Origin of the sequence: Pseudomonas sp. DTU12.3, from assembly GCF_004124275.1 — a bacterium.
GTDB classification, from domain to species: domain Bacteria; phylum Pseudomonadota; class Gammaproteobacteria; order Pseudomonadales; family Pseudomonadaceae; genus Aquipseudomonas; species Aquipseudomonas helmanticensis.
The window spans coordinates 2,237,535-2,264,306 of sequence record NZ_CP027218.1; the positions used below are offsets into that span (position 1 = coordinate 2,237,535).

The window sequence follows — 26,772 nt, forward strand, 5'->3', positions numbered from 1 at the left end:
CCCCGAATTCAAGGAACCTTGTTATGAGCGAAGCCATTCGTTACGAAAAAGGCCAGGACGGCATCGTCGTGTTGACCATCGACATGCCGGGCCAGAGCGCCAACACCATGAATGCCGTGTACCGCGAGGCCATGGCCGCGTGCGTCGCCCGGCTGGTGGCGGAAAAAGACAGCATTGCCGGCGTGATCATCACGTCAGCGAAGAAAACCTTCTTTGCCGGCGGCGACCTCAATGAGCTGATCAAGGTCGGCAAGCCTGAAGCCAAGGCTTTCTACGACATGGTGCTGACCCTCAAAGGGCAATTGCGCACCCTGGAAACCCTCGGCAAACCGGTGGTGGCAGCGATTAACGGCGCGGCGCTGGGCGGTGGCTGGGAAATCTGTCTGGCCTGTCATCACCGCGTAGCGGTGGACGATGCGTCGGTGCAGCTCGGTCTGCCGGAAGTGACCCTCGGCCTGCTGCCGGGCGGCGGCGGGGTGGTGCGCATGGTGCGCATGCTCGGTATCGAAAAAGCGTTGCCGTATCTGCTCGAAGGCAAGAAAGTCCGACCGCAGCAGGCGTTGCAGGCCGGTCTTATCGATGACCTGGCGGCGGATCGTGATGAACTGCTGGCCAAGGCGCGCGCCTGGATCGTTGCCAATCCGACGGCGGTGCAGCGCTGGGACGTGAAGGGCTATCAGATCCCGGGCGGGACGCCGTCGAATCCGAAAGTCGCGCAGATGCTGGCCATTGCGCCGTCGATCCTGCGCAGTAAAACCCAGGGCACGTTGCCAGCGCCGGAGAAAATCCTCTGTGCGGCGGTGGAAGGTGCACAGGTCGATTCCGACACCGCGCACTTGATTGAAACGCGCTATTTCACCGAACTGACCACCGGGCAGATTTCGAAAAACCTGATCGGTACGTTCTGGTTCCAGCTCAACGAGATCAATGCCGGCGGATCGCGGCCGCAGGGTTTCGCGCCCTATGTCACGCGCAAGGTTGGCGTGCTCGGTGCCGGGATGATGGGTGCCGGGATTGCTTTCGTCAGTGCTTCGGCGGGTATTGACGTGGTGCTCAAGGACGTCAATCTCGCGGCCGCCGAGAAGGGCAAGGCGCATTCGGCGGCGTTGCTCGACAAGAAAGTTGCCCGTGGCCAGATGACAGTCTCACAGCGTGAGACTGTGCTGGCGCGGATCACCCCATCCCAGACCGATGCGGATCTGGCCGGTTGCGACCTGATCATCGAAGCGGTGTTCGAGGATCGTGAGCTCAAGGCCAAGGTGTCTGTGGCCGCGCAGCAGGTGGTGGGCGCCGATGCGGTCATTGCTTCCAATACATCGACCCTGCCGATCACCGGTCTGGCGAGCGCCGTACCCGATCAAAGCAAGTTCATCGGCCTGCATTTCTTCAGCCCGGTAGAGAAAATGCCACTGGTGGAAATCATCAAAGGTGCGAAAACCAGCGATGAAACCCTCGCTCGCGGCTTCGATTTCGTCCTGCAAATCAAGAAGACCCCGATTGTGGTCAACGACAGTCGCGGCTTCTTTACCTCACGCGTATTCGGCACTTTCACCAATGAAGGCATTGCCATGCTCGGTGAAGGCGTCAGTGCACCGATGATCGAGACCGAAGCGCGCAAGGCCGGGATGCCAGTCGGACCTCTGGCGATCTCTGACGAAGTTTCTCTCAGCCTGATGAGCCATATCCGCAAGCAAACGGCCAAAGACCTACAGGCCGAAGGGAAACCGCTGATTGAGCACCCGGCGTTCGCCGTGATTGACTTGCTGCTCAACGAATACAAGCGTCCGGGCAAGGCCGCTGGCGGTGGTTTTTATGAATACCCGGCTGCTGGCCAGAAGCATTTGTGGCCGGAACTGAAGACGCGTTTCGAGAAGGCCGACGGGCAGATCTCGCCAAAGGATGTGCGTGATCGTTTGCTGTTCGTGCAGGCTGTCGAAACCGTGCGCTGTGTGGAGGAGGGCGTGCTGACCTCGACGGCGGACGCCAACGTCGGCTCGATCTTCGGCATTGGTTTCGCCGCGTGGACCGGTGGTGCGCTGCAGTTCATCAATCAGTACGGCGTAAAGGATTTTGTGGCCCGCGCGCAATATCTCGCCGAACAGTATGGCGAGCGCTTTGCGCCGCCAGCATTGCTGCTGGATAAAGCGGCAAAAGGTGAAATGTTCTAGGGGCAGCGAGCATTCCGGGGCTTGCCTTGTCAGGGTGTTTCAAGGCAGGCTCTGGGGTGTTCATTATTCCCATCACGTGTCAGGTATTTTTTATGTCGCTACGCATCTGCATTCTGGAAACCGACATCCTGCGTCCGGAACTGGTCGATCAATATCAGGGTTACGGGCAGATGTTTCAACGCCTGTTCTCGCAGCAACCGATTGCCGCCGAGTTCACTGTGTACAACGTGATGCAGGGCGAATACCCGAGCGATGAGCTGACTTTCGACGCGTACCTGGTCACCGGCAGCAAGGCCGATTCGTTCGGCACTGATCCGTGGATCCAGACCCTCAAGGAATATCTGCTCAGCCGTTACGAGCGTGGCGACAAACTGCTCGGCGTTTGCTTCGGCCATCAACTGCTGGCATTGCTGCTCGGCGGCAAGAGCGAGCGTGCGACACAGGGCTGGGGCGTCGGCACCCACAACTACAAACTCGCGGCCAAGGCGCCGTGGATGAGTCCGGTGCGTGAAGAACTGACGTTGCTGATCAGCCATCAGGATCAGGTGACTGCGCTGCCGGAAAACGCCACGGTGATTGCTTCCAGCGATTTCTGCCCGTTTGCCGCTTACCACATCAACGATCAGGTGCTGTGCTTCCAGGGCCATCCGGAATTCATCCACGATTATTCGCGGGCGCTGCTGGATCTGCGTCAGGAAGCGCTGGGTTCGCAGATTTACAGCAAGGGCGTGGCCAGTCTGGAGCAGGAGCACCATGGTGCAACGGTTGCGGAGTGGATGATGCGGTTTGTGGCGCACAAGCCTGAGGCCGCTTAATAGCAGAGCAAAAGATCGCAGCCTTCGGCAGCTCCTACGGAAAGCTGCGATCTTTTGCTTTTACAACCACCCTGACTTCTTGAAACTCGCCCACAAACTCACGCACCCCACCGCAATAAACCCCAGCACCCCGAAATAGCCGTAATGCCAACTCAGTTCCGGCATGTTCTGGAAGTTCATCCCGTAAATCCCCGCCACCGCCGTCGGAAACGCCAGAATCGCTGCCCATGCCGCGAACTTGCGCTGTACCACACTCTGCCGTGACGCCTCCAGCAACACACCGATCTCGATGGTCTGGCTGGCAATGTCGGCCAGCGTGCTGAGGTCTTCCATCTGCCGCGTCACGTGAATCTGCACATCGCGGAAATAGGGGCGCATGTTTTTATCGATAAACGGGAAACTCAGTTTCTGCAATTCCTCGCCGATCTCCACCATCGGCGCGGCATACCGGCGCAGGCGCACGACATCCCGACGCAAACCGTGCAGCCGCTGGATGTCATGCTCGTTGAGGGCACTGCACAGGACGTTGCGCTCCAGTTCATCGATCTCGGCATGGATCGCTTCGCCCACCGGCTGGTAGTTCTCGATGACGAAATCCAGCAGCGCATAGAGAACGAAGTCCTCGCCATGTTCCAGCAGCAGTGGACGCGCCTCACAGCGTTGACGGACATGAGCGTAGGACGCCGAGTGACCGTTACGCGCGGTAATGATGTAGCCCTTGCCCGCGAAGATGTGGGTTTCGATGAACTGCAGAATCCCACGTTCGCGGATCGGCGAGTAGGTCACGATAAACAAGGCGTCGCCAAAGGTTTCCAGCTTCGGTCGACTGTGTTTTTCCAGGGCATCTTCGATGGCCAGTTCGTGCAGGTTGAACTGGCGTTGCAGGTTGGACAGTTCCTGCGCGCTCGGCTCTTCGAGGCCGATCCAGACAAAGTGGCCGGTTTTCGCGGCCCAGGCTGCGCCTTCATCGAGGGTGATATTGGTGACTTTCTTACCCGCGCTGTACACCGCAGCAGCAACAACTCGACCCATGGTGGTGGTTCACTTCTTCTTGGCAGATGACAGGGAATACAAGACATCAGCTTAGCCGTGTCGCTGCTTGAGAGTCAGTGAAATCTCTACAGTTCAGCGGGCAAAAGAAAACCCGCACAAGGCGGGTTTGTTTTTCATGCAGCTTGGAGCTGCCGATCCATCGATTCGATGCACTCGCGCATCTGCTCGCGGCACTGATTGATCAGCATGGGCATGTCATCCATGGTCAATCCGGCTGTAGGAATCGCCGGCAGCGAGCGTATGAGGATTTTCCCGCTGCGCCAGCGATTCAGGCGCATGTGTTTGATGTAGCTGCTGACACACACCGGAACGATCGGCACACCGGCGGCAATCGCCATCTGGAACGCGCCTTTCTTGAACGGCAGCAAATCTTCGCCGAGGTTGCGCGTGCCTTCCGGGAACACCCAGATCGAGGTCTCTTCGTTCTGCAAGGTGTTGGTGGTGGTGAGCATCGACTGGCGCGCTTTGTGCGCGTTGCCACGGTCGATCAATACATTGCCGGCGAGCCAGAACAACTGCCCGAACAGCGGCACCCATTTCAGGCTCTTCTTGCCGATACACACAGTGCGACGCGGCACCACATTCCCGAACACAAACAGATCGTAGTTGGACTGATGGTTAGCGATGATCACGCAGCTGTCTGGCTTGTTGATCAAACCACTGACGTCGGACTTGACCCGCAGACGCAGAATGCACATGGCCGGCAAAGCGTAGAGGCGAGCGCACAGACGGCTATTGTCCGGATTGAACGGGCGGCATATCCCGAGGATTACCCCGAGTACTCCTGCCAGAATAAAGTGCAGGCCCATCAATAACATACGAAACACGAACAGCATTTTCAGGCCCCACCGGGACAAAAGGTGGCGCAGTGTACGGATGTGCACTGTTTTCGGCAATTGCCGCTATAGAGTGCGGAGATAGGCGATGTTTAAGCGCATGTTTCCGAAATCATGCTCAGACCTGTCCTAGAGCCGTCGCTGCCTTTTAAATCGAGCGCGCAAGAAAAAGCCCGACACGACGGTCGGGCTTTCTTTATTGCCAGGATCGAGCGATCAGCCCAAGTGCTCCTGATCCTGGATGATCGCGTTATCCAGCGTTTCCAGCAGCGCTTTACGTACCTTCAGCTTGGTGTTCTTGTGCGCGAGCATGTTGATCTTCTTCAACTGACGCGCAGCGGCGAGGGCGGCAGCTTGCAGCTCTTCGGCAGCCACGACCTTGTCGAGGAAACCGGCATCGACAGCGCTCTGCGGATCAAACATCTCGCCGTTGATCACCGAACGGTGGAACGCCGAACGGCGCAGACGATCACGCGCCAGCTCGATACCCGCGTGGTGCATGGTCATGCCGATCTGCACTTCGTTCAGACCAATGCTGAACGGGCCGTCGACGCCGATGCGGTAATCGGCGGACAGCAGGATGAAAGCGCCTTTGGCCACAGCATGACCCGGGCAAGCAACAATCACCGGGAACGGGTGAGAGAGCAGGCGACGCGCCAGGGTCGACCCCGCGGTCACCAGTGCCACGGCTTCTTTAGGGCCGGCGGTCATCACTTTCAGGTCATAGCCGCCAGACAGAATCCCCGGCTGACCGGTAATGATCACGATGGCACGATCAGTCACCGCCTGATCCAGCGCCGCATTGAAAGCCGCAATCACGTCCGGGGAAATGGCATTGACCTTGCCGTTGCTCAAGGTCAGGGTCGCGATACCGTCTTCGAGGTGGTAGGAAATCAACTCACTCATGACGCTATTCCTTATTAGAAAGATGGGCAGACGTTACCCACCGACGCCAGCCAGGTAAAGCGCCGTGACTGACCCGCCAGTCACCGTTTCCCGCCTCGCCCGGCGCAGCACGCCATTCTGCTTCTATATAGAAGGGGCGCCGTCACCAGAGATTGGCCGGTTTGCCATGGCCCGTCGGCGGGCCAAACGACTTTTTCTCTTAACCGCATGAAAATCTTAAAAAAAAGTTTGCCATCGGAAAAGCTTTCGACTACATTAGCGCGCCTCGACAGACAGAACATGTTTGAAGAGATACGGTGAAGTGTCCGAGTGGCTTAAGGAGCACGCCTGGAAAGTGTGTATACAGGAAACTGTATCGAGAGTTCGAATCTCTCCTTCACCGCCACATTCAGTACACAAAACCCCTGATTTCGAAAGAAGTCAGGGGTTTTGTGGTTTCTGGCGTCTGGAATTTATCAGGCGGCGGATCGGAGTAGCGTTGAGTATTACAATCAGCGCTTTTATTCATCAGTAAAAGGACGACCGCCATGATCATCTCCACGACTCAATCCATTGAGGGGCGCCAGATCACCGCCTACCTGGACATTGTCAGTGCCGAGTCGGTGCAAGGCGTGAATGTGATCCGCGATATGTTCGCCGGCATGCGCGACTTTTTTGGTGGGCGTTCGCAGACGCTGGAGCGGGCGTTGAAGGAGGCGCGGATTCAGGCGACGGATGAAATCAAGGAACGGGCGCGTGCGCTGCAGGCGGATGCGGTGGTCGGGGTGGATTTCGAGATCAGCATGCCCGCAGGCAAGGGCGGCATGGTTGTGGTGTTTGCGACCGGCACTGCGGTGAAATTGCGCTGAGTTTCGGCCTTCATGCAGGTGAGCCCATTCAGCAATTGAATGGGCTCTTTTTGTTGCGGATCAGCCCTGCGGCTTGAGTATCACGTTGCCTTTGCCGTCATAGGTCAGTGGTGTATCGATGGCGACGAGAAGCGGTGTATCAGAAGGTGGGTTGGGTTCGACTGGCTTGCTGGGATGGTAAATGACCCCAGGTTGCAGAACCGGCGTATCCGGACCCGGTAATTTGATGGTGATTTCACCGGAAGCGATCTTTTCCTTGAGTTTTTCCGCCCCGGCTTTGCCGGCTGCGATCTGTTCGTCCGTGAGTTTTACGACAGGCATATTGGGGAATCCGTTGATTTGCATGTTCTCTCCTTGAGATTCATTTGTATGAAAAAGGGCAACGGCCTGTCTCCGGAATTCTTTAGCGGTGTAGGACCAATGGCACTTCACCGCGTTGAATTTTTGTAGGCCATTCGTCGGGCGTCAGACGATCTGAACCACAAGTCCAGGAATGACCGGCTAGTCTCAAAAGCCTTGGAGGTCGATATTTTTTCAGGCAAAAGGGTTTTTGCCGGTGTCGACCGATGGCGAAGGGGCGAAGGTATGACTGATCCGTATATCGAAGACGATGGCGCTGAATTTTCCTTCAACAATTGCGTGCGCTGCGGCCAGACCGAATATCAGGCAGGTTTTGGCGAGGATCCGGTGCAGACCGGCAAGATCAAGTCGACGGCACCGAAAGGGCCGAAGGCGAAATTTTTACCCAAGGTCACCACGCGGGCCAGAAAGTAAGTTTTCAATGAACAACCCCGTCAATGAACGGGGTTTTTTACGTCCGTACGCTCAGCGCGGAAATGTCCTACAAGTGGTAGGCAAGGTGCGAAGGGTTTTCACAAACTTTTCACGTCCAGCGCAGTAGGGTGAAGCCATCCGTTAGAAAGCAAGTCTCCAGCCCGTCTCCCCAGCGGGCTTTTTTTTGCCTGCGATAAAACCTTTTGCATAATCGCTGTCCAATCGGCGCCGAGTGCGCGGAACTCATTGTTTTCGTCTGGACTTTTGCGCCACGACGGCATTAAATCCCGGCCCTTTTTGTCATCCCAATTTTTGAGGTTTTCTTCATGCGTTTAACTCTGCCTGCTCTGGTTCTGGGGCTTCTGGTGACTCAAGGTGCAATGGCTGCCGGTGATGGCACCGCCGCGCTGGGCGGTGGCCTGGGTGGCGCGCTGGGTAACGTGCTCGGTCAGAAAATGGGCGGCAGCACCGGTGCGGCAGTGGGTGCTGGCGTTGCGGGCGCGGCGGGCAGCGCACTGACGGCACGCAAGGGCAGCCGTACTAAAGCAGCCATCGGTGGCGGTGTCGGTGCAGCCGGTGGTTCAGTGATCGGCAACAGCCTCGGCGGCAAGACCGGAGCCACCATTGGTGCAGGCCTGGGCGGTGCCGCCGGCGGCGCAGTGGGCAGCAACCTGGCCAAAGGTCACAAGCGTCACTGAGACTTATCGTCTTGCAGAAAAAGCCCGGCTCGATGCCGGGCTTTTTCGTTGCTGAACGTTTTTCCCGCAGGCGTCTCCAATCTCACATAGGCCCTTGTTTGGGCGGATTGTCCCGATTCGGGAACTGTGAGGTTCATATGCGATTGTCATTATCTGCACTGTTTTTCGGATTGCTGGTGGCGCAGGGCGCGATGGCGGCCGGGGATGGTTCGGCAGCCGTGGGCGGTGGACTGGGTGGCGTACTGGGCAATGTGGTCGGCGGCCAACTCGGCGGTAGCACCGGCGCGGCGGTCGGTGCCGGTGTGGGTGGCGCGGCCGGCGGTGCAGTCGGGGCAAGTAAGAACAATCGCACCGAAGCCGCCATTGGCGGTGGCCTCGGCGCCGCAGGTGGCTCAGTGGTCGGCAATAGCCTCGGCGGGTCAACCGGTTCGGCAGTCGGTGCAGGGTTGGGCGGCGCGGCGGGTGGTGCGGTCGGTAATAACCTGGGTGGCGATGGTGGGTCGCATTCGGGTGGTGGCCACAAGCACAAGAACAAACATAAAAACCGCCATCATTGATTGAGGTTTGAACAGAAACCCGGCTTTTTGCCGGGTTTTTTGTATTTGCGGGTCAGACGCTGGAACGATTGGCTGTAGGACTTTTCGAACGTCATACACGCCACGAGATGATGAGGTTTGCCATGACTCCCGAAACCGAAGGCAAGGAAGAAAAAGGCCCGAGCGGGCTGCCGTTTATCAATGATCCGGGGAATGAGGATCCGGGGTCATTGATGGATGATGCGACGGTGCCGTTGAATGATTCGGATGAGGCGGATATGGAGTATGAAGAGGATGAGCAGTGACCAATTTGCTTGGCTGGTCGCGATCCGATCCTTCAGGATCGGATATCATGGTTGTGCGAAAGAATATGGATTTCCATTTTTATCAGGTTTCATTAGTTGGCTAGAGAATTTGCCCAAGCGAGGTAGAATGCTTTTTGAATTTTAATATCATTTGTTAAGTTGCAGTCGTCATAGTCGAAAATACGGACAATGTCCTCTCCATTTTTTCCCATTTGAAGCTCGTAGGCGACGAGCCCGTTTGACATCTGGGAACTCATGCTGGATGGATGCACGTTGATTTTTGCGCCTTTGCACAGGAATGTAAACTCTGGGAAGTCCAATCTCAACTCACCTAAACAACCGTAAAGATTGTAAGAGGTATAGCTTTTTGTAAGGCCGTTTTTTCTAGTAAATATGAGAATTGTATTTCTACTATCAATATCGATGATGGCGGTTTCTAAACCGTTTGGGGTGAGGAATTTTATTTCTATCGATTTGATCATTTTTGTCTTTATTTAATTAGTATTTGTGTTTTGGAAGAAGGTGTCGGGTAGTCGGTTAGGGGGCTGGCATCTTATTTTTGCAATGATTTTATCCATTGATTGTAGTAATTTTGTTGGTCTTTTAAATCTTTAGATAAATTTTCTTCCTCGTAATCAAATATCTGCACTATATCGTCTCGAGTGGCAGGAATTCCTGGTTTCAAATCATACGCAATGGCGCCGCCGCTCATTTGTGAGCACATTCTTGACGGGGTTACATTTAGTTTTGCACCTTTACAAAGAAATAGAATTTCTGGATGTTCGTGTCTGATTTTTGCTAGACATAAATACAGGTCATTCGCTTTGTATGTCTTAATAAAACCATTGAGCATGGAAAATACTATCAATCCTTTTGTGTCGTCATAATTCAGACTTGCCTGTTCTTTAATACCATTCCTGATGATGGTTATTTTGGCGTGTTCCATTGTCATTCTCTATTAGGGTTAGGGATTGAATAACCAACGTAGCTACCATCTTTTTTTAATGGAGTTACTCCCAGGATGTCAGAGGTGTGAATGCTCCCGGGAATCGCTATTTCTGTTTCGTCGGCGAAAGGTACTAGTTTTCCAAGTTTTTTATTTACGTCGATACCTAGCAATTTTCTAAGTGTGTATAGATAGCCTTTCCTGGTTCCATTCTTTGTGCCGAAATCAATTGCAGTTATTTTTGATGGTGAAGTACTTATAAAGTAGCTTGGTGGGTTGTCGCTGTCCATTGCGTGAAGTAAAAGATCTATGCTTTCGCCTTTGCTTTTGAATCCGTTTGCAAAGATGTCCTCGGGGCCCTTGCGATCTCCACGATAAAGGTATTCTTTTTTCGGTTGAGGAGATGGTAGATGAGGCTCTCCCTTATCGACCTTAACTTCATCACTTCCACCCGGCACCTCACAACCCGGCCTCTTCGGCGGTGGACAATTGGAATTCAACCCCAACGGATCTACCCACCCCGTCGGATTCGGCACGTACTGGTACTGATTCAACCCCCCAGCCAACTTGATGGGATCCGGCGTCAGATATCGCCCCAACCGCGGGTCGTAATACCGGTGCCGGTTGTAATGCAGCCCACTCTCCGCATCGAAATACTGCCCCTGAAACCGCAGCGGTTGATCCAGGTATTCGTCAGCAGCGAGGCTCAGCGCAGCCACCTTGCCGTACGCGTCGTACTGCGCCGACCAGACAATCTCGCCGCTGTAATCGGTCAGCTCCAGCGGGGTGCCGAGGTGGTCGAGTTGGTAATAAAACGGGCAGGCCTTTTTCGGGCCTTTGCCGTCGAGCAGGGCCAGCGGGCGGAAGGTGCCGGGTTCGTAGACGTAGCTGCGGTATTCGTTTTGGCTGCTTTCGGCGACGAGGTTGTCGCCCTGCCAGAAGAATTCCGTGGTAACGCCGTTGACGGTTTTGCTGATGCGTCGGCCGAAGGCGTCGTACCTGTACGAGGCGGTTTGGCCGTCCGGACGGGTCAGGCCGATCAGTCGATGCTGGCTGTCGTAGCGGTATTCGCTGACGAGTTTTTGCGCGGTGCCACGGCGTTCGCGGATCAGGTTGCCGAAGGCGTCGTAGTCGTAATGACGGTCGCCCTGCATCAGCAGGCGATTGCCCTTGATCTGGCTGGGGCCGGGGCGGTCCTGCATCAGCAGGTTGCCGGCCGGGTCGTGAGCGAAGCTTTCCGGCAGTTCGTCGCGCGAGTGACGGACGCGGATCAAACGATCGAGGTTGTCGTAACCGTAGGTGCGTTGGCCGTGGCGGGTGTCGGCGATGTGTTCCAGATTACCGTTGGCGCTGTAGGCATAGTCGCGGCGATACAGCGCATCGTGCGAATGTCCTACGGCATGGGCCAATAATCTTCCCTGATCGTCGTAGGCATATTCGCTGAGCAGCAGACCTTGCTGGCGTTGTTGTTCACGCCCGGACTGAAAGACATGCGTGGTCAACTGCGCGCCGTTGAGGTCGATGCCGGTCAGCGCGCCGCCCTTGGCGTGGTGGTAATCGAGTTTGCTGTTGTCCGGCAGGCGCAGGCGTTTGAGCTGACCGCAGGCATCGTAGCTGTAGCGCAACGTGCCCCAGCCCTGATGCTCGGTGATCAGTCGATCCTGACGGTCATATTCGAAAGCCAGCGGATGCTTCTGGCCGTCATCGACAGCGATCAAACGGCCGAGACGATCGTATTGATAGCTGACCTTGACCCCGTCGGGCAGGGTTTTGCTGAGCAGGCGTCCAACTAAATCGCGCAAATACGCGGTGACTAACCGCGAGCCGTCATCACCAAACTCGATCTTCTCCAGCAGATGCCCATTGAGGTCATAGGCATACGCCGTGCGCCGCCCATCGAATCCAGTCTCCTGGCGGATCAACCCGGTCGGCGTGTAATCCAGCCGGTACTTTTCCCCGGACTCGTTCTCTATTTCGGTGAGCAACAACCGCGCATGGTCGTAGCGGTATTGCACCTGCGTGCCATCGGCATTGATCCGCCGCGAAACCAGGTGCAAATCGTCGTCATATTCAAACCGGGTGACGCGCCCGAGTTCGTCGCGCTCGGCAGTCACCTGACCGTAAGCGCCGTAGCTGTAAGCCCGAGTGGCGCCGCCCGCCAACGTCGTCTGAACCAGTCGCCCCGCCGCATCCCACTGCTGACGCGTCAGCGCACCGTGTTCATCAACCGTGGTAGTCCGCCGCCCCAACGCATCGTAGGAAAAGCGCCGCACACCACCGTCAGGCAGGGTTTCTTCAATGAGTTGGCCAAGCTCATTCCACGCCAGTCGATGCCGGCTGCTGTCCGGGTAGCGGATCGACAGCAATTGCCCGCGAACGTCGTAGTAGTAATGGGTGACCTTGCCGTCAGGATCGACGGCCTCGGTGACATCGCCTTCGGCATTGCGCCGATAAATCCACACCGCATCGCCACGTGAACGCCGGCAGAGGAAACCGTTGCGATACTCGTAGGACGTTGGCTCATCTTGCGCAGGAAGCAGCGCAATCAGCCGTCCGACCTCGTCGTAGCGGTATTCGGTAACAGCGCCTAAAGCATCCTGCTCGGCGATCAAATGTCCGGCCGCGTCGTAAGCCTTGAGCTGCTCGCCACCGTCGGCTTCAACCTTGCGCACCAAGCGCGCGCGGTCGTCGTGGACGTAAACCTCTTCGGTGCCATCGACGTAATGCACCGCGACGCTGCCGTTGTCGTCCCAGACATAGCGCGTGTCCATCTGCGAAAACGACGCCCAGTGCCGCACGCAACGCGCCGATGTCCCCGCGCGCTCCCACGCCCAGAAGAAACTCGCACCACCGGCCAGTTGTCGTTGCAGGATGACGTGGGCGTCGTCGTAGTCGTAACGCTCGCTGTCACCGACCGCGTTGGTTGCGGCCAACAAGCGTTGGCGGGCGTCGTAGCAATAACTGACGAGGTTTTGCTCAGTCGTCCATTCGCCGCCCTGAAAAGTCTGGTAATCCAGCGCAATCAACTGCGCCCGGTCATAGCGCAGCAACAGCGAGCGACCTGCGCCGTTATCCAGTCGCTGAATCCTGTCGGACCGATCGCGATGGACCGTCAGACGATTGCCATAAACATCACTGATCGCCGTCAGCCGACCCGCGCGAAAGTGATAAAACCGCGCCGAATCCCCGGCCAGCGCCAGAATCAGTTCCTCCGGCTCATCCCCGAGGAAGATCGCCGCCCGCGACAAGCTGTTGTGAATCGCCGGGCGCGCAATATTCGGCAACGGAAACCGCGTTCGGCGGTTCTCATGATCGATCCAGACGACAAAATCGCCCTCGAACACCAACCGATGCGCCAGCGAATGGCTCCAGCCAAAGCCCAGGCCGACATCGATTTCCACCGCGCTGCTGCGATACAAACGGCTGAACTCGAACGGCAGCCGGCCATCGAGCACCGCATCGGTCAGGGTCAGCAGTTCTTCGCCGGTGACCATCGACACCGGACAGCCGTTGGTGCAGGTCAGCGGTACACAGTCGGCGCTGTCGCCGTTGGGGTTTTTTGCCTGATCGGGGGAGTCGTCGTGATGCTCATGGCGTTGCAGGGCAGCCATGTTGCGAGTCTTGTTGCGCGCAACGGGCGCCGGATTCGGCACCGTCAAAACCAACGAATCAGCCTGACGAATGTTCAACGGAATTGATGGCGTCGGTTTCAACTCGACATCACGCGCATTGACCACCAGCGGCTTCAGCACGCTCACGTGTCTGCTCAGCTCGGGCGCCGAGTTCAGCTCCGCCAAGCGCAACGCCGAAGCCGCGAGCCATTCCCGCGCTCGTGGCGACTTGATCTTGGCCAATACCTTGCTGCTCAAGCGCATCTGCACGCCGACGCCGCCGCACACACGCATCAACAGAAAACTGATCAGCAGTTCGACGCGAACTTCGGCCACCACTTCCGCCAGATACTGCGGCGGCAGCATCTTCAGCCAACTGGTAAATGCCGCCAGATGAATGAACAGCAGCGGCTCATCACTGAGCATCAGCAGCGCGTTGGCGATGGCTTCCCTGGAGGCCTGCAGCAGCGCCGCCAGTTCAACCGCGCTCAGGTATTCGAGGAGTTTTTCGCTGTTGGCCTGCAAGTCGGCGAGGAGGGCGAACAGCTGCTTGAGGTCATCCCAAACGCCATTCAGGACTTTCTCGAAACCGCGCCAGTCCGCCTGCTGCAACTGACCGTAACGATCAAGAAACCCGGCGCTGGAAAATTCCGCCCACTGCGGCTGAAACCCTGCCCACTCGTCGCGCAGCCAACCTTCCAGGTGGCCGAGAACTGTCTGGTAGGAGGCATACAGCGCCTGCACCTGCTCAGCGGAAACATCGGGAAAGAAGGTGATGCGATAACGCTGGCCCCGATCGCAGTCGGTTACTTGCAGAATGCCGCTCGGGCCGATGGTGTGGCGCAGCGGCTCGCCAAAGGTCTGGACCCCGTTGACGTCACTGAGCAGCGGTTCGAGTGTTATCGGGGTATCGCCGATCGGCACGAACTGCGCCGCTTCGAACATGTGCACCAGTGTCAACGGCCCGCTGGCCGGGCACATCACCACCGACGAACTGATCGGTTGCCGGGACTTGATCGGCGCAATGAGGCGTACGTCGTTGCCGACGCTGAACACTTGTTCGACATCCAGTGCCGTGCCGGTCCAGAACTGTTCGGCCCAGGCCTCGTAGTCGTTGAGGCACAGGCGAAACTCCTTGATCAGGGTTTCAAAATCCGGATGCCCGGGATTGAGCGCTGCAACTACCAGCAGGCCGATGCTGTTGTTCAGGGCCAGTAACCGATCAGTTTCAAGCATTCGCAGTCTCTCGCGCACATCAAAAAAGGTGCGGGGACTTTGCGGGGGATCAAAAAGGAAAGAAGTCGGGTAAGTAGGTGATGCCTGTAGGATGTTTCGCTAAATGCTCGCGAGTAGTTCATCGGCTCAACGGAGATTGCCCGTTGCCCAATGTCCTTCGCGCTCGTTATGCTGCTGAACCCTTTAATCAGATCCGCGTAGCGGCGCCGACCGTGCCGCCGGGATGTCTTTGTTAACGGATCCGATGATGAATGCACCGCTGAAGGCGTTCGGCCCGATCAAGGCCGTGATTTTCGATATGGACGGTTTGCTGCTGGACACCGAGGGCATTTACACCGAGGTCACCTCGTTGATTGCCGGGCGTTACGGGCGCACCTTCGACTGGAGCATCAAGCAGAACATCATTGGCCGTGGGGCCAACGATCTGGCGAACTACGTCGTGCAGGCGCTGGATCTGCCGATCACCGCCGAAGAGTTTCTGGTGATCCGCGAGCCGCTGATGCGCGAGCGCTTTCCCCAGGCGCAGGCGATGCCGGGTGCCGAGGAACTGATCCGCCATCTCAAGGCGCACAACATTCCAATCGCCGTGGGCACCAGCTCGTCGCGCCAATCGTTCGGGCAGAAAACCACGCTGCACCGTGACTGGTTTGCGCTGTTCGATTTCATCGTCACGGCGGACGATCCGGAGGTCGGCGCGGCGAAACCAGCGCCGGATATTTTCCTCACCGCTGCCCGACGCCTGGGCGTCGCGCCTGAAGATTGCCTGGTGTTCGAGGATTCGCCATTTGGCGTGACTGCCGCGAAAGCCGCCGGCATGACCGCAATCGCCATTCCCGACGCGGCCATGGCCGACGAGAAATACGCTCACGCTGACGGCATCCTTCGTACGCTCAAAGCGTTCATCCCGAGTGCCTGTGGTTTGCCGGCGCTGGAATGGGCTTAAACCACCGAGACAAAAAAACGCCGCCCCTCTGTTAAGGAGGGGCGGCGTTTTTTGTTCGGTCGACTCGGTCAATCAGGCGCCGAAACCACCGTCGATGGTCAGGCTGGCACCGGTGATGTAGCCGGCTTCCGGGCCTGCCAGATAGGCGACGAAACTGGCGATTTCTTCGGCTTTACCGTAACGACCGACGGCCATCAGCGGGATCAGGCTTTCGGCGAAGTCACCGTGGGCCGGGTTCATGTCGGTGTCGACCGGGCCGGGTTGCACGTTGTTGACCGTGATGCCGCGCGGGCCGAGGTCGCGGGCCAGGCCTTTGGTCAGGCCGACCAGCGCCGATTTGCTCATTGCATACACACCGCCGCCGGCGAAGGGCATGCGGTCGGCGTTGGTGCTGCCGATGTTGATGATGCGTGCGCCTTCGCCCATGTATTTGGCGGCTTCCTGGGAGGCGATGAAGACGCTGCGAATGTTGATCGCCACGGTCTGGTCGAAGTCTTCGAGTTTGAAGTCTTCCAGTGGTGCGACGGCCAGTACGCCAGCGTTGTTGACCAGAATATCGACTCGGCCAAAGGCTTCGACCGTGGCGCTGACGGCGTGGCGGATGGCGGCAGCGTCGGCGCTGTCGGCCTTGATTGCCAGGGCTTTGCCGCCGTTGCCGGTGATGCTGTTCTGCAACTCTTCGGCCTTGGCGGCGGAGCTGACGTAAGTGAAGGCTACTGCTGCGCCTTCAGCGGCCAGGCGTTTGACGATGGCAGCGCCGATACCACGGGAACCGCCTTGAATCAGAGCGACTTTGCCGCTGAGGTGTTGAGTGGTCATGTTCGATCTCCAGACGTTCAAGGCAGAATGCCTTGGTATTGGTGCCGAGTATCGGCGTGGTATCGACAACTGTGTAGACCATGATTGCTATAGTCTGTGTAAACCAGAAGTTTATAGTGGCGACCATGGAAACCTTCAGCAGCATCGAATGCTTCGTGCGCAGTGCCGAAGTTGGCAGCTTTGCCGAGGCCGCACGACGTTTAAGTCTGACCCCGGCGGCAGTCGGCAAAAGCGTGGCTAAACTCGAAGTGCGGCTCGGCGTGCGGCTGTTCCAGCGTAGTACACGCAGTTTGACGCTGACCGAGGCCGGGCAACTTTTCCTCGACCAGGTCAGCGGCAGTCTGACGACCATTCAAAATGCCGTGGCCAATCTGTCCAGTGTCGAAGGGCGTCCGGCGGGGACGCTGAAGGTCAGCATGGGCGCAGCGTTTGGCTGTCTGCACATCGTGCCGATGCTCGGTGAGTTTCTGCAGCGCTATCCCGCGATCAATCCGGACTGGCATTTCGATAATCGACAGGTCGACCTGATCGGGCAGGGTTTCGATGCGGCCATTGGTGGCGGCTTCGAACTGCCGCAAGGCGTGATCGCGCGCAAGTTGAGTCCGGCGCATCGGATATTGGTCGCGTCCAGCGATTATCTACAGGCCAATCCACCGATCATCGAGCCGGATGACCTTAACCATCACGACGGTATTCTGATCCGCTCGCCACAAACCGGGCGCGTGCGCTCCTGGCAATTGGTCGGGCGCAATCCGCAGAATTGTCGGCCGTTGATGCTCAAGGCGCGGATGACCATGAGTGATTCCGAGGCTGCTTGCAGGGCGGCGGAGCAAGGCTTGGGGATCGCGCTGGTGAGCATGCCGTTCGCGGTGGGGTATCTGCAGGTGGGGAGGTTGCAGCGGGTGTTGCCGGACTGGTTTGTCGATGATGGCAATATTTCGATTTACTACGCTGAGCATAAATTGTTACCGGGCAAGACGCGGGCGTTTGTCGATTTTGTGATTGAGCAGTTTGCGGAGCTGGGGCTGGCGCAGCGGTTTAGTGCGATTTGAGTAAGGCTTTAAACCGAGTTACGTCCTTCGCGAGCAGGCTCGCTCCCACAGGGGCAATGCAGTCCAAATTGTGGGAGCGGGCTTGCTCGCGAATGAGTCGACTCGGTTCCGGAAGGTGAACTCAGCGAGCAAACCGCCCCGGCCAGCCAATGATGTTCTTCGGTCGCGGCGTCGCATAAGTCCGCACCTTGGACGTCGACAAGCGCAAGCGCACCAGCGATTCCGCAATCGTCACCGCCGCCGTCACGCCATCCACCACCGGCACCCCGGTGCGCCGGCGAATCTGTTCATCCAGCCCGGCCATGCCGCCGCAACCGAGGCAAATCACCTCGGCTTTATCCTGCGTCACCGCCAGTTCCGCCTGCTGCACGATGGCTTCCAGCGCACGCTGCGGCTCGTGTTCCAGTTCCAGCACCGCCAAACCACTGGCCCGCACCGAAGCACAACGATCCCACAGACCGGACAGTTTCAGCCGATCCTCAATCAGCGGCACGGTGCGATCCAGCGTGGTCACCACCGAATAGGCGTGGCCGAGAAACATGGCCGTACTCGCCGCCGCATCGGTGATGTCCACCACCGGTACGTTGAGCAATTCCTGCAAGCCTTCGCGGCCATGTTCGCCGTAACCGGCCTGAATTACCGCATCGAACGGCTGATCGTAGGACATCACCCGATCCATCACGGCGATGGCGGCCAGATAGCTTTCGAAGTTGCCTTCAATCGAATCGGCGCCGAAGTACGGCGTCAAACCGACAATCTCTGTTCCGGGCGAGGCAACCGCCTGCGCCGAGCGGGCGATGGCGTCAGTGATGGATTCGGTGGTGTTGACGTTGACCACGAGAATACGCATGGGGAAATCCTTATAGCGGGCAGTTCTGCGACCCGAAGTCCGGGCCGCGAGGGAGTTAGTGGCAGACGTTGTCGACCGCGATGGTTTCGCCACTGACATCGGCGTAGTGCGGCTGACGTTTGGCGATGATCAGGTAGAGCATTCCGGCAATCCCGGCGCCGATCAGCCAGGAGAACGGCGAAACGCTGTGGAAACCGGGAACCAAGGCCAGGACAATGGCGATCAACGCGGCAGGAATAAACGCCGCCACCGCGCGGAAATTGACTCCGTGGCTGTAGTAATAAGCGCCGTTGGGATCTTCGCTGTAGAGCTGCGGGACGTTGACCCGACCTTTGCGGATCAGCCAGTAGTCGACCATGATCACCCCGTACAACGGGCCGAGCAGGGCGCCGAGGCCGGACAGGAAGTACACAATCACCAGCGGGCTGTTGTAGAGATTCCACGGCAGGATCAGCACGGCGATGGTGGCGCTGATCAGTCCGGCGCGGCGGAAGGTCAGGTACTTCGGCGCGAGGTTGCTGAGGACGAAGGCCGGGGCAACGAAGTTGGCCATGATGTTTACCGCAACGGTGACGATCAGGAACGCCAGGCAACCAAGGACCAGGAAGAAGGTGTTGGGGATCGACGCAATGATCTCGGTCGGGCTTTCGATGATCCGGCCATTGATCTGAAATTGCGCGCCACACAGCAGCACGGTAATCGCGGCGAACACCAGAATATTCACCGGCAAACCCCAGAAGTTTCCTACCTTGATGGTCTTGCGGCACGGCGAAGAGCGGGCGAAGTCGCAGAAGTTGAGGATCAATGTGCCGTAGATCGCCAGCCACAATGCGCCGCCAGCGAAGATGTTGCGCCACATCTCGCCACCGCTCAGCGGCTCGCGGATCGACCAGGCGATGGTCGCGTTGGCTTGCGTGTACATCCACGCGGCGAGCGCGGCGACGGTCAGCAGAATCACCGGACCGGCAAAGGCTTCGTAGCGGCGGACCATTTCCATGCCGTAGGCGAGGATCGCCAGTTGCACGAACCAGATCGCCACGAAACATACCCAGCCCAGCGTCGACAGCCCCAGGATCGAATTGTGATCGTATTCGGCGAAACCGGGATGCACGGCGGTGAGTAACACGCGCAATACCACCGATGCCAGATACGTCTGAATGCCGAACCAGGCGATGGCGATAACTGCTCGAATCAACGCAGGAATCTGCGCGCCGTGAATACCGAAACTGATCCGGCTGATCACCGGAAACGGCACCCCGGTTTTCTGCCCCATGTAACCGGACAGGTTCATGAAGAAGTACACCAGCGCCGCGCCGATCCCCAGTGACAACAGAATCTGCCAGCCACCCAGGCCCAGGGCGTACAGACCGATGGCGAACGAGTAGTTGGCGATGTTGTGCACGTCGTTGGTCCACAGGGCAAAGATGCTGTATTTGCCCCAGCGCCGACCTTCGGCCTTGGTTGGCGCGAGGTCGCTGTTGTGCAGACGCGGACTGAGTTGTAACGGCTCGCTCAGACCGTCATGGGGTAACGGTTGATCGAGGGCAGAGGCGGGCAGATTCAGCGCGATGTTATTCGAGAGACTTGTACGCATTCCGGCAGGCTCCTGATGTTCAGGGCCGCGATGACTGTGCATAAGCCGTCAGGCTCGACAAATCTTCGTCGCGGCAGTGAAAGCATCACTGGTTACGGGGCATCTGCAGCCTGTACGGGATAGGGCGCTTCAGGCTTGCGGATCGAAAGTGTGGGTATGTTCTGCAGTTTTGTATACAAAACATGCATGCACTTAAGCCAGATTTGTGCCAGTTATCGATCTATGCGCAGCCGCGCTCATTTCGAAAAGTTATCGAAGCGCGCTAAGTATCTGAAAATAAGTGGTTATAAATTGACCGATTGAACAGGTATTTATTTTTCGCGAAGGATTTTGATGACGGGTGGGAGCGAGGGTTTTTCAGGCGGGATGTAACTTTTCAGGGCGCGGAAACAAAAAAGTGCACACATAAATGGCACCGATGGTGACAGTCGTGTGTACACATTTTTCAAGATCAAAAGATCGCAGCCTGCGGCAGCTCCTACATGGCAATGCGATCACCTGTAGGAGCTGCCGCAGGCTGCGATCTTTTAGCTGTTGGATTTGCTGATGATATTCCCGGCATGTAACCCGCATTCTTTCTGCGTCGCTTCTTCCCACCACCAACGGCCTTCACGCTCGTGCTGGTTCGGCAGGACAGGGCGGGTGCACGGTTCGCAACCGATGCTGATGAAACCGCGCTCATGCAGGCTGTTATAGGGCAGCTCAAGCATGCGGATGTAACCCCAGATCTCTTCGCTGGTCATCTGCGCCAACGGGTTGAACTTGTACAGGGTGCGCTCCGGCGTGGAGAACGCGGTATCGATTTCCATCGCCGCCACGGCACTGCGGGTGCCCGGGCTCTGGTCGCGGCGCTGGCCGGTGGCCCAGGCTTTGACGCCGGACAATTTGCGGCGCAGTGGTTCGATCTTGCGGATGCCGCAGCATTCGCCGTGGCCGTCCTTGTAGAAACTGAACAGGCCTTTTTCCTTCACGAACGGTTCCAGCTTCGTGTAGTCCGGCGATACCAGCTCGATGTCGATCTTGTAGTGCTCGCGCACCTGATCGATGAAACGGTAGGTCTCCGGGTGCAGGCGGCCGGTGTCGAGGCTGAATACCTTGACGTTCTTGTTGAGCTTCCAGGCCATGTCCACCAGCACCACATCCTCGGCGCCGCTGAAAGATATCCACAAGTCATCGCCGAACTCGGCAAACGCGAGTTTGAGAATGTCTTGCGCGGATTTGTTGGCATAGGTCGTGGCGAGTTCCACGACGTCGAACGTTGCACTCATCAGGGCGGCTTCCTACAGGTCGGTGGCGCTGGGCGCTCTATATGGGCCGATGGTAACAAAAAGCTGCCACGCTCGGGGCGTCCTGTGCGTTGCGCCGCCGGGATTGAGTCGCTAGAGTTCGGCCTCGCTCGACTCAAATAATCAATACAAACGGGAGTGTCTTGTGGAAATTGCTTGCCTGGATCTTGAAGGGGTGTTGGTGCCGGAAATCTGGATCGCTTTCGCCGAAAAAACCGGAATCGAATCCCTCAAGGCCACCACCCGGGACATTCCCGATTACGACGTGCTGATGAAGCAGCGTCTGCGCATCCTCGATGAGCACGGCTTGAAGCTCTCGGACATTCAGGAAGTGATCGCCACGCTGAAGCCGCTGGACGGCGCGGTGGAATTCGTCAACTGGCTGCGCGAGCGCTTTCAGGTGGTGATTCTGTCGGATACGTTCTATGAGTTCTCGCAGCCGCTGATGCGTCAGTTGGGCTTTCCGACCTTGCTGTGCCATCGGCTGATTACTGACGAAACCGGGCGGGTGACCAGCTATCAGCTGCGCCAGAAAGATCCCAAGCGCCAGTCGGTGCTGGCGTTCAAGAGTCTGTATTACCGGGTGATTGCGGCGGGGGATTCGTATAACGATACGACGATGCTGGGTGAAGCAGATGCAGGGATTCTGTTTCATGCGCCGGAGAATGTGATTCGCGAATTCCCGCAATTTCCGGCCGTACACACCTTTGCCGAGTTGAAGCAGGAATTCCTCAAAGCCTCTAACAGAGAATTGAGTTTGTAATGAATACCCTGTAGGAGCTGCCGATGGCTGCGATCTTTTGATCTGGTTTTTCAAGATCAAAAGATCGCAGCCATCGGCAGCTCCTACAGGGGGAGTCTCATAGGTTCTGCAAGGTTTCCAGGAGGATTCTGACTTTAGTGATCGACTCCTGATACTCAGCCTGCCAGTCCGAATCCGCGACAATCCCGCCACCACCCCAGCAGCACACCTGCCCATCCTTGACCAACAGGCTGCGAATCGCGATGGAGCTGTCCATCTCGCCGCGCACATCCAGGTACAGCAACGAGCCGCAATACAGACCGCGTCGGGTCGGCTCCAGCTCATCGATGATCTGCATCGCGCGAATCTTCGGCGCGCCGGTGATCGAGCCACCAGGGAAGCTGCCAGCAATCAAATCCAGCGCGTCGCGGTCAGCCGCCAATTCACCGGTCACGCTGCTGACCAGGTGATGCACGTTCGGATAACTTTCCAGGCTGAACAGCTCCGGCACCCGCACCGAACCGATACGGCAGGTGCGCCCGAGGTCGTTGCGTAGCAGATCAACGATCATCAGGTTTTCCGCACGATCCTTGGGGCTGGCCAGCAGTTCGGCGGCGTTGGCCGCATCTTCGGCCGGGGTCAGGCCGCGCGGGCGGGTGCCTTTTATCGGCCGGGTTTCGACCTGACGCTGGCTGACTTTGACGAAGCGTTCGGGCGACAGGCTCAACACCGCGCCGCCATCGGGCAGGCTCTGGAAGCCGGAGAACGGTGTCGGGCAAGCTTCGCGCAACTTGCAGTAAGCCAGCCACGGATCGCCCTGGCACGCCGCGCGAAAGCGCTGGGCAAAGTTGACCTGATAACAATCGCCGGCCTGAATGTAATGCTGAATGCGTTCGAATGCCTGACGGTAATCGTCGGCCGAGAGGTCGGCGGCCATCGGCGTATGCAGTTTGAACGGTGTCAGCGCATCGGCAGCGGGCTGGGCGAACAATGCGATCAGCCGTTGTTGTTCGCTGTCGTTCACGGACGGGTGAAAGACCAGTTGGCTGGTCGACGTCTGGTGATCGCTGATCAGCGCCCAGTCGTAAAGGCCAAATCGAGCATCCGGCAATTGCAAATCATCGCGGGCCTGGCTGGGCAGGTTTTCCAGATGCCGACCGAAGTCGTAGCTCAGGTAGCCGATCAAGCCGCCAGCGAATGGCAGCTCGAAACCCGCTGGCAAATCAGCCTCGCCGAGGCGACTCAGATTGTCGCGCAATCGTTGCAGGAAATGACTGCCGCTCTCGTCCGGCAACACTGCCAGTTGTGTCAGCGGCCAGGCGCTGAGCAGGTCATAACGGCCACGGTCTGCACTCGGCCGGCCGCTGTCGAGCAGCACGGCGCCGGGGGCGTTGCGGACGGCCGCGAAGTAGTCGGCGGGATTGGCGCGGTAGGGCAGCGGGTGTACGGAACAGGTCAACATGGGCGGGGCAGATCGGCCATCGAGGCGGGGTGGGGATTGTAGTCCTCCGGGCGATTTGCTCCTAGAGGGGATGTCGGGGATTGGCAGATTGGAGGCAGCGTTGAATCCAGCGGTGACCGGAACTGCGCTTTCGCGAGCAGGCTCGCTCCCACATTGGAATGCATTTTCCTGTGGGAGCGAGCCTGCTCGCGAAGGCAGCGACTCGGTTTCGGATCAGCCCTCGACGGCAGGAATATGCCCAAACATTTCCTGAGTAAACGCCACGCGTTCTTCAGCCGTCTCCGTCACCCCACGCGCCTTCAGCTCTTCCAGCCGCGCCTCGACGGCATGGGTACGCAACGTCAGCCCACAGTCGTTGGCGATCTGGATATTCAGCCCCGGCCGCGCATTCAGCTCGAGAATCAGCGGGCCTTTCTCTTGATCGAGCACCATGTCCACGCCGATATAACCCAACCCGCACAGCTCATAGCAGCCCGCAGCGAGTTTCATGAAACCGTCCCAGTAGGGCAGTTGCACGCCATCCACCGCGTTGGTGGTGTCGGGGTGTTTGGTGATGATGTTGTTCAGCCAGGTGCCGCGCAACGTCAGACCCGTGGCCAGATCGACACCGACGCCGATGGCGCCCTGGTGCAGGTTGGCCTTGCCGCCGGATTGCCGGGTCGGCAAACGCAGCATGGCCATTACCGGGTAACCCATCAACACGATGATGCGGATGTCCGGCACGCCTTCATAACTGATGCTTTTGAAGATCTGATCCGGAGTCACCCGGTATTCGATCAGCGCGCGGTCACGGTGGCCGCCCAGCGAGTACAAGCCGGTGAGGATGCTCGAGATGTGATGCTCAAGCTCTTCGTGGTCAATGATCTTGCCCGACACCGTGCGATAGCGGCCTTCGAAGCGGTCGGCGACGACGATGATGCCGTCACCGCCAGCGCCCTGTGCCGGTTTGATCACGAAGTCGCTGCGCCCGCCGATGATCTCGCCGAGCTTGTCGATTTCCTTCTCGGTGGAGATCACGCCATACAGCTCCGGCACGTGAATGCCGGCCTCGATGGCGCGTTCCTTGGTGATGATCTTGTCATCGACGATCGGGTACAGGCTGCGCTTGTTGTACTTGAGCACGTAGTCGGCGTTACGCCGATTGATGCCCATGATGCCCCGCGCCTCCAGCGCCTTCCAGGTCTTCCAGAAACCGAACATCAGGCGTCAGCCTTCTTCAGGAAAGCCTTGAAACGCACCAGTTCGGTCAGGCGGTAACCGCGATAGCGACCCATCGCCAGCATGAAGCCGACCAGGATCAGCAGGATCGCCGGGAAAGTGAACACGAAGTACACCAGCTCCGGCACGGTCATGATCAGGTGTGCCAGGGACGCTGCGAACAGCGTGCCGATCGCGACTTTCATCGCATGGCTGGCGCCGCGTTCTTCCCAGGTAATCGACAGGCGTTCGATGGTCATGGTCAGAATCACCATCGGGAACAGCGCCACGGACAAGCCGCGCTCCAGACCGAGTTTATGGCTGAACAGGCTGATCGCCGCGATCAACACCACGACAAAGGTCAGCACCACCGAGAGTCGCGGCAGCATTTGCAGCTTCAGGTGTTCCAGATAGGAACGTAATGACAGCCCCAGCGCCGTAATCACGGTAAACAGCAGAATGCCGAAGCCCAATTGCGTTTCACGGAAGGCGAGGGCGATCAGTACCGGCGTGAACGTGCCGAGGGTCTGCAGGCCGATCAGATTGCGCAGGATCAGGATCACCAGCACGCCGATCGGAATCATCACCATGATCATGAAGGTCTGCTGGGTCTGCAGCGGCAGGCCGTACAGCGAATATTCTAGGAAGTTGGCGTCGGTGTTCTCGTCGGTCAGCTTGGCCAGACGAATCGCGTTCATCTCGCTGTTGTTCAGGCTGAAGGTCACGTTGGCTTTTTTGCCGCCGTCGACGGTGATCAGGTTTTCATCGCCGGTCCACCACAGCAGGCGGTCGGTCGGCAGGCCTTGCTCGCCGGTTTCCGGGTTGAAGTACAGCCAGTCGTTGCCGTTGAAGCTGCGCAGCCACAGTTCAGGCGTTTGCGGCTGATCGGCGACGAGGCGAATGGTGTGGACTTTCTCTACCGGAACGTGGGCGATGGACAGGAGCAATTCGACTATTTTGGCTTTGTGCGCGGTCGACGGGTCGCCAGCCAGCAGCAGTTTGACGTTGTCATCGTTGAGGTTGTTGACGCGTTTGATCGCTTCGCCGATGAAGGTTTCGACGTCGGCCGAGTGTTGGCGAATCGGCGCGAGCAGGGCTTCTGCGGCGATTTTCTCCGGGCCTTCGATGGCGATGCTGTCGCGGAAGGTCGGGCCTTTGATCTTGGTTTTTTCTGCGGTGTAGCGCTTGGTCAGCACCAGACGGTAATAAAGGGTCTGGTTGCCCTTGGCGCGACGGGCCGACCAGGTGACCTTGCGGTTGCCGTCGACGCGGTTCACGGCGACGCCGTAGTTATTCGAGATGAAGCTCTCGTTGAGGCTGACGTAATCGCGGCTCAACGGCGGCACGAACATCTGGATCTTCACCGGATCCTTGGTGCTGGCGACGAACTCGACTTTGGCGTCGATGTTCCACAAGTCGTCGGTCGCATCTTCGGTCACCGGGATGCCGAGCACGAAAATCTGATAAGCCGTAACCGAAACGCCCAGCAACACCAGAATGGTGATCAGGATTTTCAGGTGGAAGGTTAGAGAACGCATGGAAATTACTCGGCGGTATGAGCGGCGATGGTGCAGGCGGGTTTGCCGGCAGCGTATTTAAGACTGGGATCGACCAGCGCGTCGAAGCGTTTCAGCGCCTCGGAGCCAATCAAAAGCGGGTATTGGAACGCACTTCGGTCGGTCAGGTTCACTTCGATGCTGCGCAGCGCGGTACCCATGCAGATATCCAGCTCGATCACCGGACGGGCGGTGTACTTCTTGCCTTCTTCCGGGTCGTAATCGCCGGCGCGGCGCTTGATCTTGCTAACGCGGGCCAGCGGCCGTTCGATCGGGTGCGAATGTGCGGCGTCGATGGCCAGGTAGAAACGTACCCAGGACTCACCGTTGCGTTTGAAGCGTTTGATGTCGCGGGCACTTAGCGAGGCGGTTTTCGCGCCGGTGTCGAGTTTGGCCGCGACTTCGAGATTGATGCCGTCAAGCGAAGCGTATTCGTTGAGGCCGTACACGGTTTTTTCCCCCGCGGCGGCGAGGCCGGGCAGGCAAAACAGGGCAAAGAATGTGGGAAAAGGCTTGAGTCTCATAAATCCTGGTGCGCA

The 26,772-nt window shown here is 58.0% G+C and carries 25 protein-coding genes and 1 tRNA gene; 11 read left to right on the forward strand and 15 right to left on the reverse strand.

Going from position 1 to position 26,772, the window contains the following annotated elements; all coding sequences use genetic code 11:
* Nucleotides 1-23: 23 nt before the first annotated feature.
* Together C2E19_RS10375 and C2E19_RS10380 are read left to right on the forward strand one after the other, a co-directional pair.
* Nucleotides 24-2,168, forward strand: a complete 2,145-nt coding sequence (locus tag C2E19_RS10375; protein ID WP_129391336.1) for a 3-hydroxyacyl-CoA dehydrogenase NAD-binding domain-containing protein — start codon at nucleotides 24-26, stop codon at nucleotides 2,166-2,168.
* 92 nt (nucleotides 2,169-2,260) lie between these two features.
* Complete coding sequence (locus C2E19_RS10380; RefSeq protein WP_129391339.1) at nucleotides 2,261-2,983, forward strand: amidotransferase; 723 nt, start codon at nucleotides 2,261-2,263, stop codon at nucleotides 2,981-2,983.
* Nucleotides 2,984-3,043: 60 nt separating this feature from the next.
* On the opposite strand, the gene C2E19_RS10385 is transcribed toward C2E19_RS10380, so the two are convergent.
* From C2E19_RS10385 to C2E19_RS10395, 3 genes are all read right to left on the reverse strand, one after another.
* The gene (locus C2E19_RS10385) at nucleotides 3,044-4,015 is read right to left on the reverse strand and encodes a magnesium and cobalt transport protein CorA (RefSeq protein WP_129391342.1); all 972 of its coding nucleotides are present in this window, start codon (nucleotides 4,013-4,015) and stop codon (nucleotides 3,044-3,046) included.
* Nucleotides 4,016-4,149: 134 nt separating this feature from the next.
* A complete protein-coding gene (locus tag C2E19_RS10390; protein WP_129391345.1) occupies nucleotides 4,150-4,872 on the reverse strand; it encodes a 1-acylglycerol-3-phosphate O-acyltransferase in 723 nt (240 codons plus the stop codon).
* A 216-nt stretch (nucleotides 4,873-5,088) separates the two neighbouring features.
* Entirely contained in the window at nucleotides 5,089-5,778 is a 690-nt protein-coding gene (locus tag C2E19_RS10395) for a crotonase/enoyl-CoA hydratase family protein (protein ID WP_007914074.1), read from the reverse strand.
* Nucleotides 5,779-6,073: 295 nt separating this feature from the next.
* Here C2E19_RS10395 and C2E19_RS10400 point away from each other — a divergent pair.
* Nucleotides 6,074-6,163: transfer RNA gene (locus tag C2E19_RS10400), tRNA-Ser, on the forward strand.
* A gap of 142 nt (nucleotides 6,164-6,305) precedes the next feature.
* Nucleotides 6,306-6,626 (forward strand): YbjQ family protein, encoded by a 321-nt coding sequence (locus C2E19_RS10405; RefSeq protein WP_129391348.1) that lies wholly within the window; start codon nucleotides 6,306-6,308, stop codon nucleotides 6,624-6,626.
* Between the two features lie 60 nt (nucleotides 6,627-6,686).
* Here the strand turns inward: C2E19_RS10405 and C2E19_RS10410 are convergent, their stop codons facing one another.
* The gene (locus C2E19_RS10410; RefSeq protein ID WP_129391350.1) at nucleotides 6,687-6,971 is read right to left on the reverse strand and encodes a hypothetical protein; all 285 of its coding nucleotides are present in this window, start codon (nucleotides 6,969-6,971) and stop codon (nucleotides 6,687-6,689) included.
* A 240-nt stretch (nucleotides 6,972-7,211) separates the two neighbouring features.
* On the opposite strand from C2E19_RS10410, the gene C2E19_RS10415 reads away from it, so the two are divergent.
* The 4 genes from C2E19_RS10415 to C2E19_RS28960 all read left to right on the forward strand — a co-directional run bounded on the left by C2E19_RS10415 (nucleotide 7,212) and on the right by C2E19_RS28960 (nucleotide 8,939).
* A complete protein-coding gene (locus C2E19_RS10415) occupies nucleotides 7,212-7,400 on the forward strand; it encodes a hypothetical protein (protein WP_129391353.1) in 189 nt (62 codons plus the stop codon).
* A 326-nt stretch (nucleotides 7,401-7,726) separates the two neighbouring features.
* Entirely contained in the window at nucleotides 7,727-8,098 is a 372-nt protein-coding gene (locus tag C2E19_RS10420) for a bacteriocin (protein WP_129391356.1), read from the forward strand.
* Nucleotides 8,099-8,235: 137 nt separating this feature from the next.
* A complete protein-coding gene (locus C2E19_RS10425; protein ID WP_129391359.1) occupies nucleotides 8,236-8,655 on the forward strand; it encodes a YMGG-like glycine zipper-containing protein in 420 nt (139 codons plus the stop codon).
* Between the two features lie 122 nt (nucleotides 8,656-8,777).
* Nucleotides 8,778-8,939 (forward strand): hypothetical protein, encoded by a 162-nt coding sequence (locus tag C2E19_RS28960; RefSeq protein ID WP_008080986.1) that lies wholly within the window; start codon nucleotides 8,778-8,780, stop codon nucleotides 8,937-8,939.
* A 92-nt stretch (nucleotides 8,940-9,031) separates the two neighbouring features.
* Here the strand turns inward: C2E19_RS28960 and C2E19_RS10430 are convergent, their stop codons facing one another.
* From C2E19_RS10430 to C2E19_RS10440, 3 genes are all read right to left on the reverse strand, one after another.
* Nucleotides 9,032-9,421 carry a hypothetical protein gene (locus C2E19_RS10430; RefSeq protein WP_129391362.1) on the reverse strand — a complete coding sequence of 130 codons (390 nt, stop codon included), beginning with the start codon at nucleotides 9,419-9,421 and terminating at the stop codon, nucleotides 9,032-9,034.
* 71 nt (nucleotides 9,422-9,492) lie between these two features.
* Nucleotides 9,493-9,885 (reverse strand): hypothetical protein, encoded by a 393-nt coding sequence (locus C2E19_RS10435; protein WP_129391365.1) that lies wholly within the window; start codon nucleotides 9,883-9,885, stop codon nucleotides 9,493-9,495.
* 2 nt (nucleotides 9,886-9,887) lie between these two features.
* A complete protein-coding gene (locus C2E19_RS10440; protein WP_129391368.1) occupies nucleotides 9,888-14,732 on the reverse strand; it encodes an RHS repeat-associated core domain-containing protein in 4,845 nt (1,614 codons plus the stop codon).
* 247 nt (nucleotides 14,733-14,979) lie between these two features.
* Here C2E19_RS10440 and C2E19_RS10445 point away from each other — a divergent pair, with 247 nt between their 5' ends.
* On the forward strand, nucleotides 14,980-15,675 hold the full coding sequence (locus C2E19_RS10445) for an HAD-IA family hydrolase (protein WP_129391371.1): 696 nt from the start codon (nucleotides 14,980-14,982) through the stop codon (nucleotides 15,673-15,675).
* 72 nt (nucleotides 15,676-15,747) lie between these two features.
* Here the strand turns inward: C2E19_RS10445 and C2E19_RS10450 are convergent, their stop codons facing one another.
* The gene (locus tag C2E19_RS10450) at nucleotides 15,748-16,494 is read right to left on the reverse strand and encodes a 3-oxoacyl-ACP reductase family protein (protein ID WP_129391374.1); all 747 of its coding nucleotides are present in this window, start codon (nucleotides 16,492-16,494) and stop codon (nucleotides 15,748-15,750) included.
* Nucleotides 16,495-16,619: 125 nt separating this feature from the next.
* On the opposite strand from C2E19_RS10450, the gene C2E19_RS10455 reads away from it, so the two are divergent.
* Nucleotides 16,620-17,546: a LysR family transcriptional regulator gene (locus tag C2E19_RS10455; protein WP_129391377.1), complete on the forward strand. Its 927-nt coding sequence runs from the start codon at nucleotides 16,620-16,622 to the stop codon at nucleotides 17,544-17,546.
* A gap of 121 nt (nucleotides 17,547-17,667) precedes the next feature.
* Here the strand turns inward: C2E19_RS10455 and C2E19_RS10460 are convergent, their stop codons facing one another.
* The 3 genes from C2E19_RS10460 to C2E19_RS10470 all read right to left on the reverse strand — a co-directional run bounded on the left by C2E19_RS10460 (nucleotide 17,668) and on the right by C2E19_RS10470 (nucleotide 21,258).
* On the reverse strand, nucleotides 17,668-18,396 hold the full coding sequence (locus C2E19_RS10460) for an aspartate/glutamate racemase family protein (RefSeq protein ID WP_064116940.1): 729 nt from the start codon (nucleotides 18,394-18,396) through the stop codon (nucleotides 17,668-17,670).
* A 55-nt stretch (nucleotides 18,397-18,451) separates the two neighbouring features.
* Nucleotides 18,452-19,990 (reverse strand): NCS1 family nucleobase:cation symporter-1, encoded by a 1,539-nt coding sequence (locus C2E19_RS10465; protein ID WP_129391380.1) that lies wholly within the window; start codon nucleotides 19,988-19,990, stop codon nucleotides 18,452-18,454.
* A gap of 527 nt (nucleotides 19,991-20,517) precedes the next feature.
* Nucleotides 20,518-21,258: a phosphoadenylyl-sulfate reductase gene (locus C2E19_RS10470; protein ID WP_129391383.1), complete on the reverse strand. Its 741-nt coding sequence runs from the start codon at nucleotides 21,256-21,258 to the stop codon at nucleotides 20,518-20,520.
* A 163-nt stretch (nucleotides 21,259-21,421) separates the two neighbouring features.
* Here C2E19_RS10470 and thrH point away from each other — a divergent pair, with 163 nt between their 5' ends.
* Nucleotides 21,422-22,039, forward strand: a complete 618-nt coding sequence (gene thrH / locus C2E19_RS10475; RefSeq protein WP_095047760.1) for a bifunctional phosphoserine phosphatase/homoserine phosphotransferase ThrH — start codon at nucleotides 21,422-21,424, stop codon at nucleotides 22,037-22,039.
* A gap of 97 nt (nucleotides 22,040-22,136) precedes the next feature.
* Here thrH and pabB read toward each other — a convergent pair whose 3' ends face one another.
* From pabB to C2E19_RS10495, 4 genes are all read right to left on the reverse strand, one after another.
* Complete coding sequence (gene pabB / locus C2E19_RS10480) at nucleotides 22,137-23,480, reverse strand: aminodeoxychorismate synthase component I (RefSeq protein WP_129391386.1); 1,344 nt, start codon at nucleotides 23,478-23,480, stop codon at nucleotides 22,137-22,139.
* Between the two features lie 213 nt (nucleotides 23,481-23,693).
* Nucleotides 23,694-24,680, reverse strand: coding sequence for an alpha-L-glutamate ligase-like protein (locus C2E19_RS10485; protein WP_129391389.1), 987 nt, complete (start codon nucleotides 24,678-24,680; stop codon nucleotides 23,694-23,696).
* A complete protein-coding gene (locus C2E19_RS10490; RefSeq protein WP_129391393.1) occupies nucleotides 24,680-26,215 on the reverse strand; it encodes an inactive transglutaminase family protein in 1,536 nt (511 codons plus the stop codon). Before C2E19_RS10490 ends, C2E19_RS10485 begins: the two co-directional genes overlap by 1 nt.
* A gap of 5 nt (nucleotides 26,216-26,220) precedes the next feature.
* A complete protein-coding gene (locus C2E19_RS10495; RefSeq protein WP_008081000.1) occupies nucleotides 26,221-26,757 on the reverse strand; it encodes an ATP-dependent zinc protease in 537 nt (178 codons plus the stop codon).
* Nucleotides 26,758-26,772: the final 15 nt, after the last annotated feature.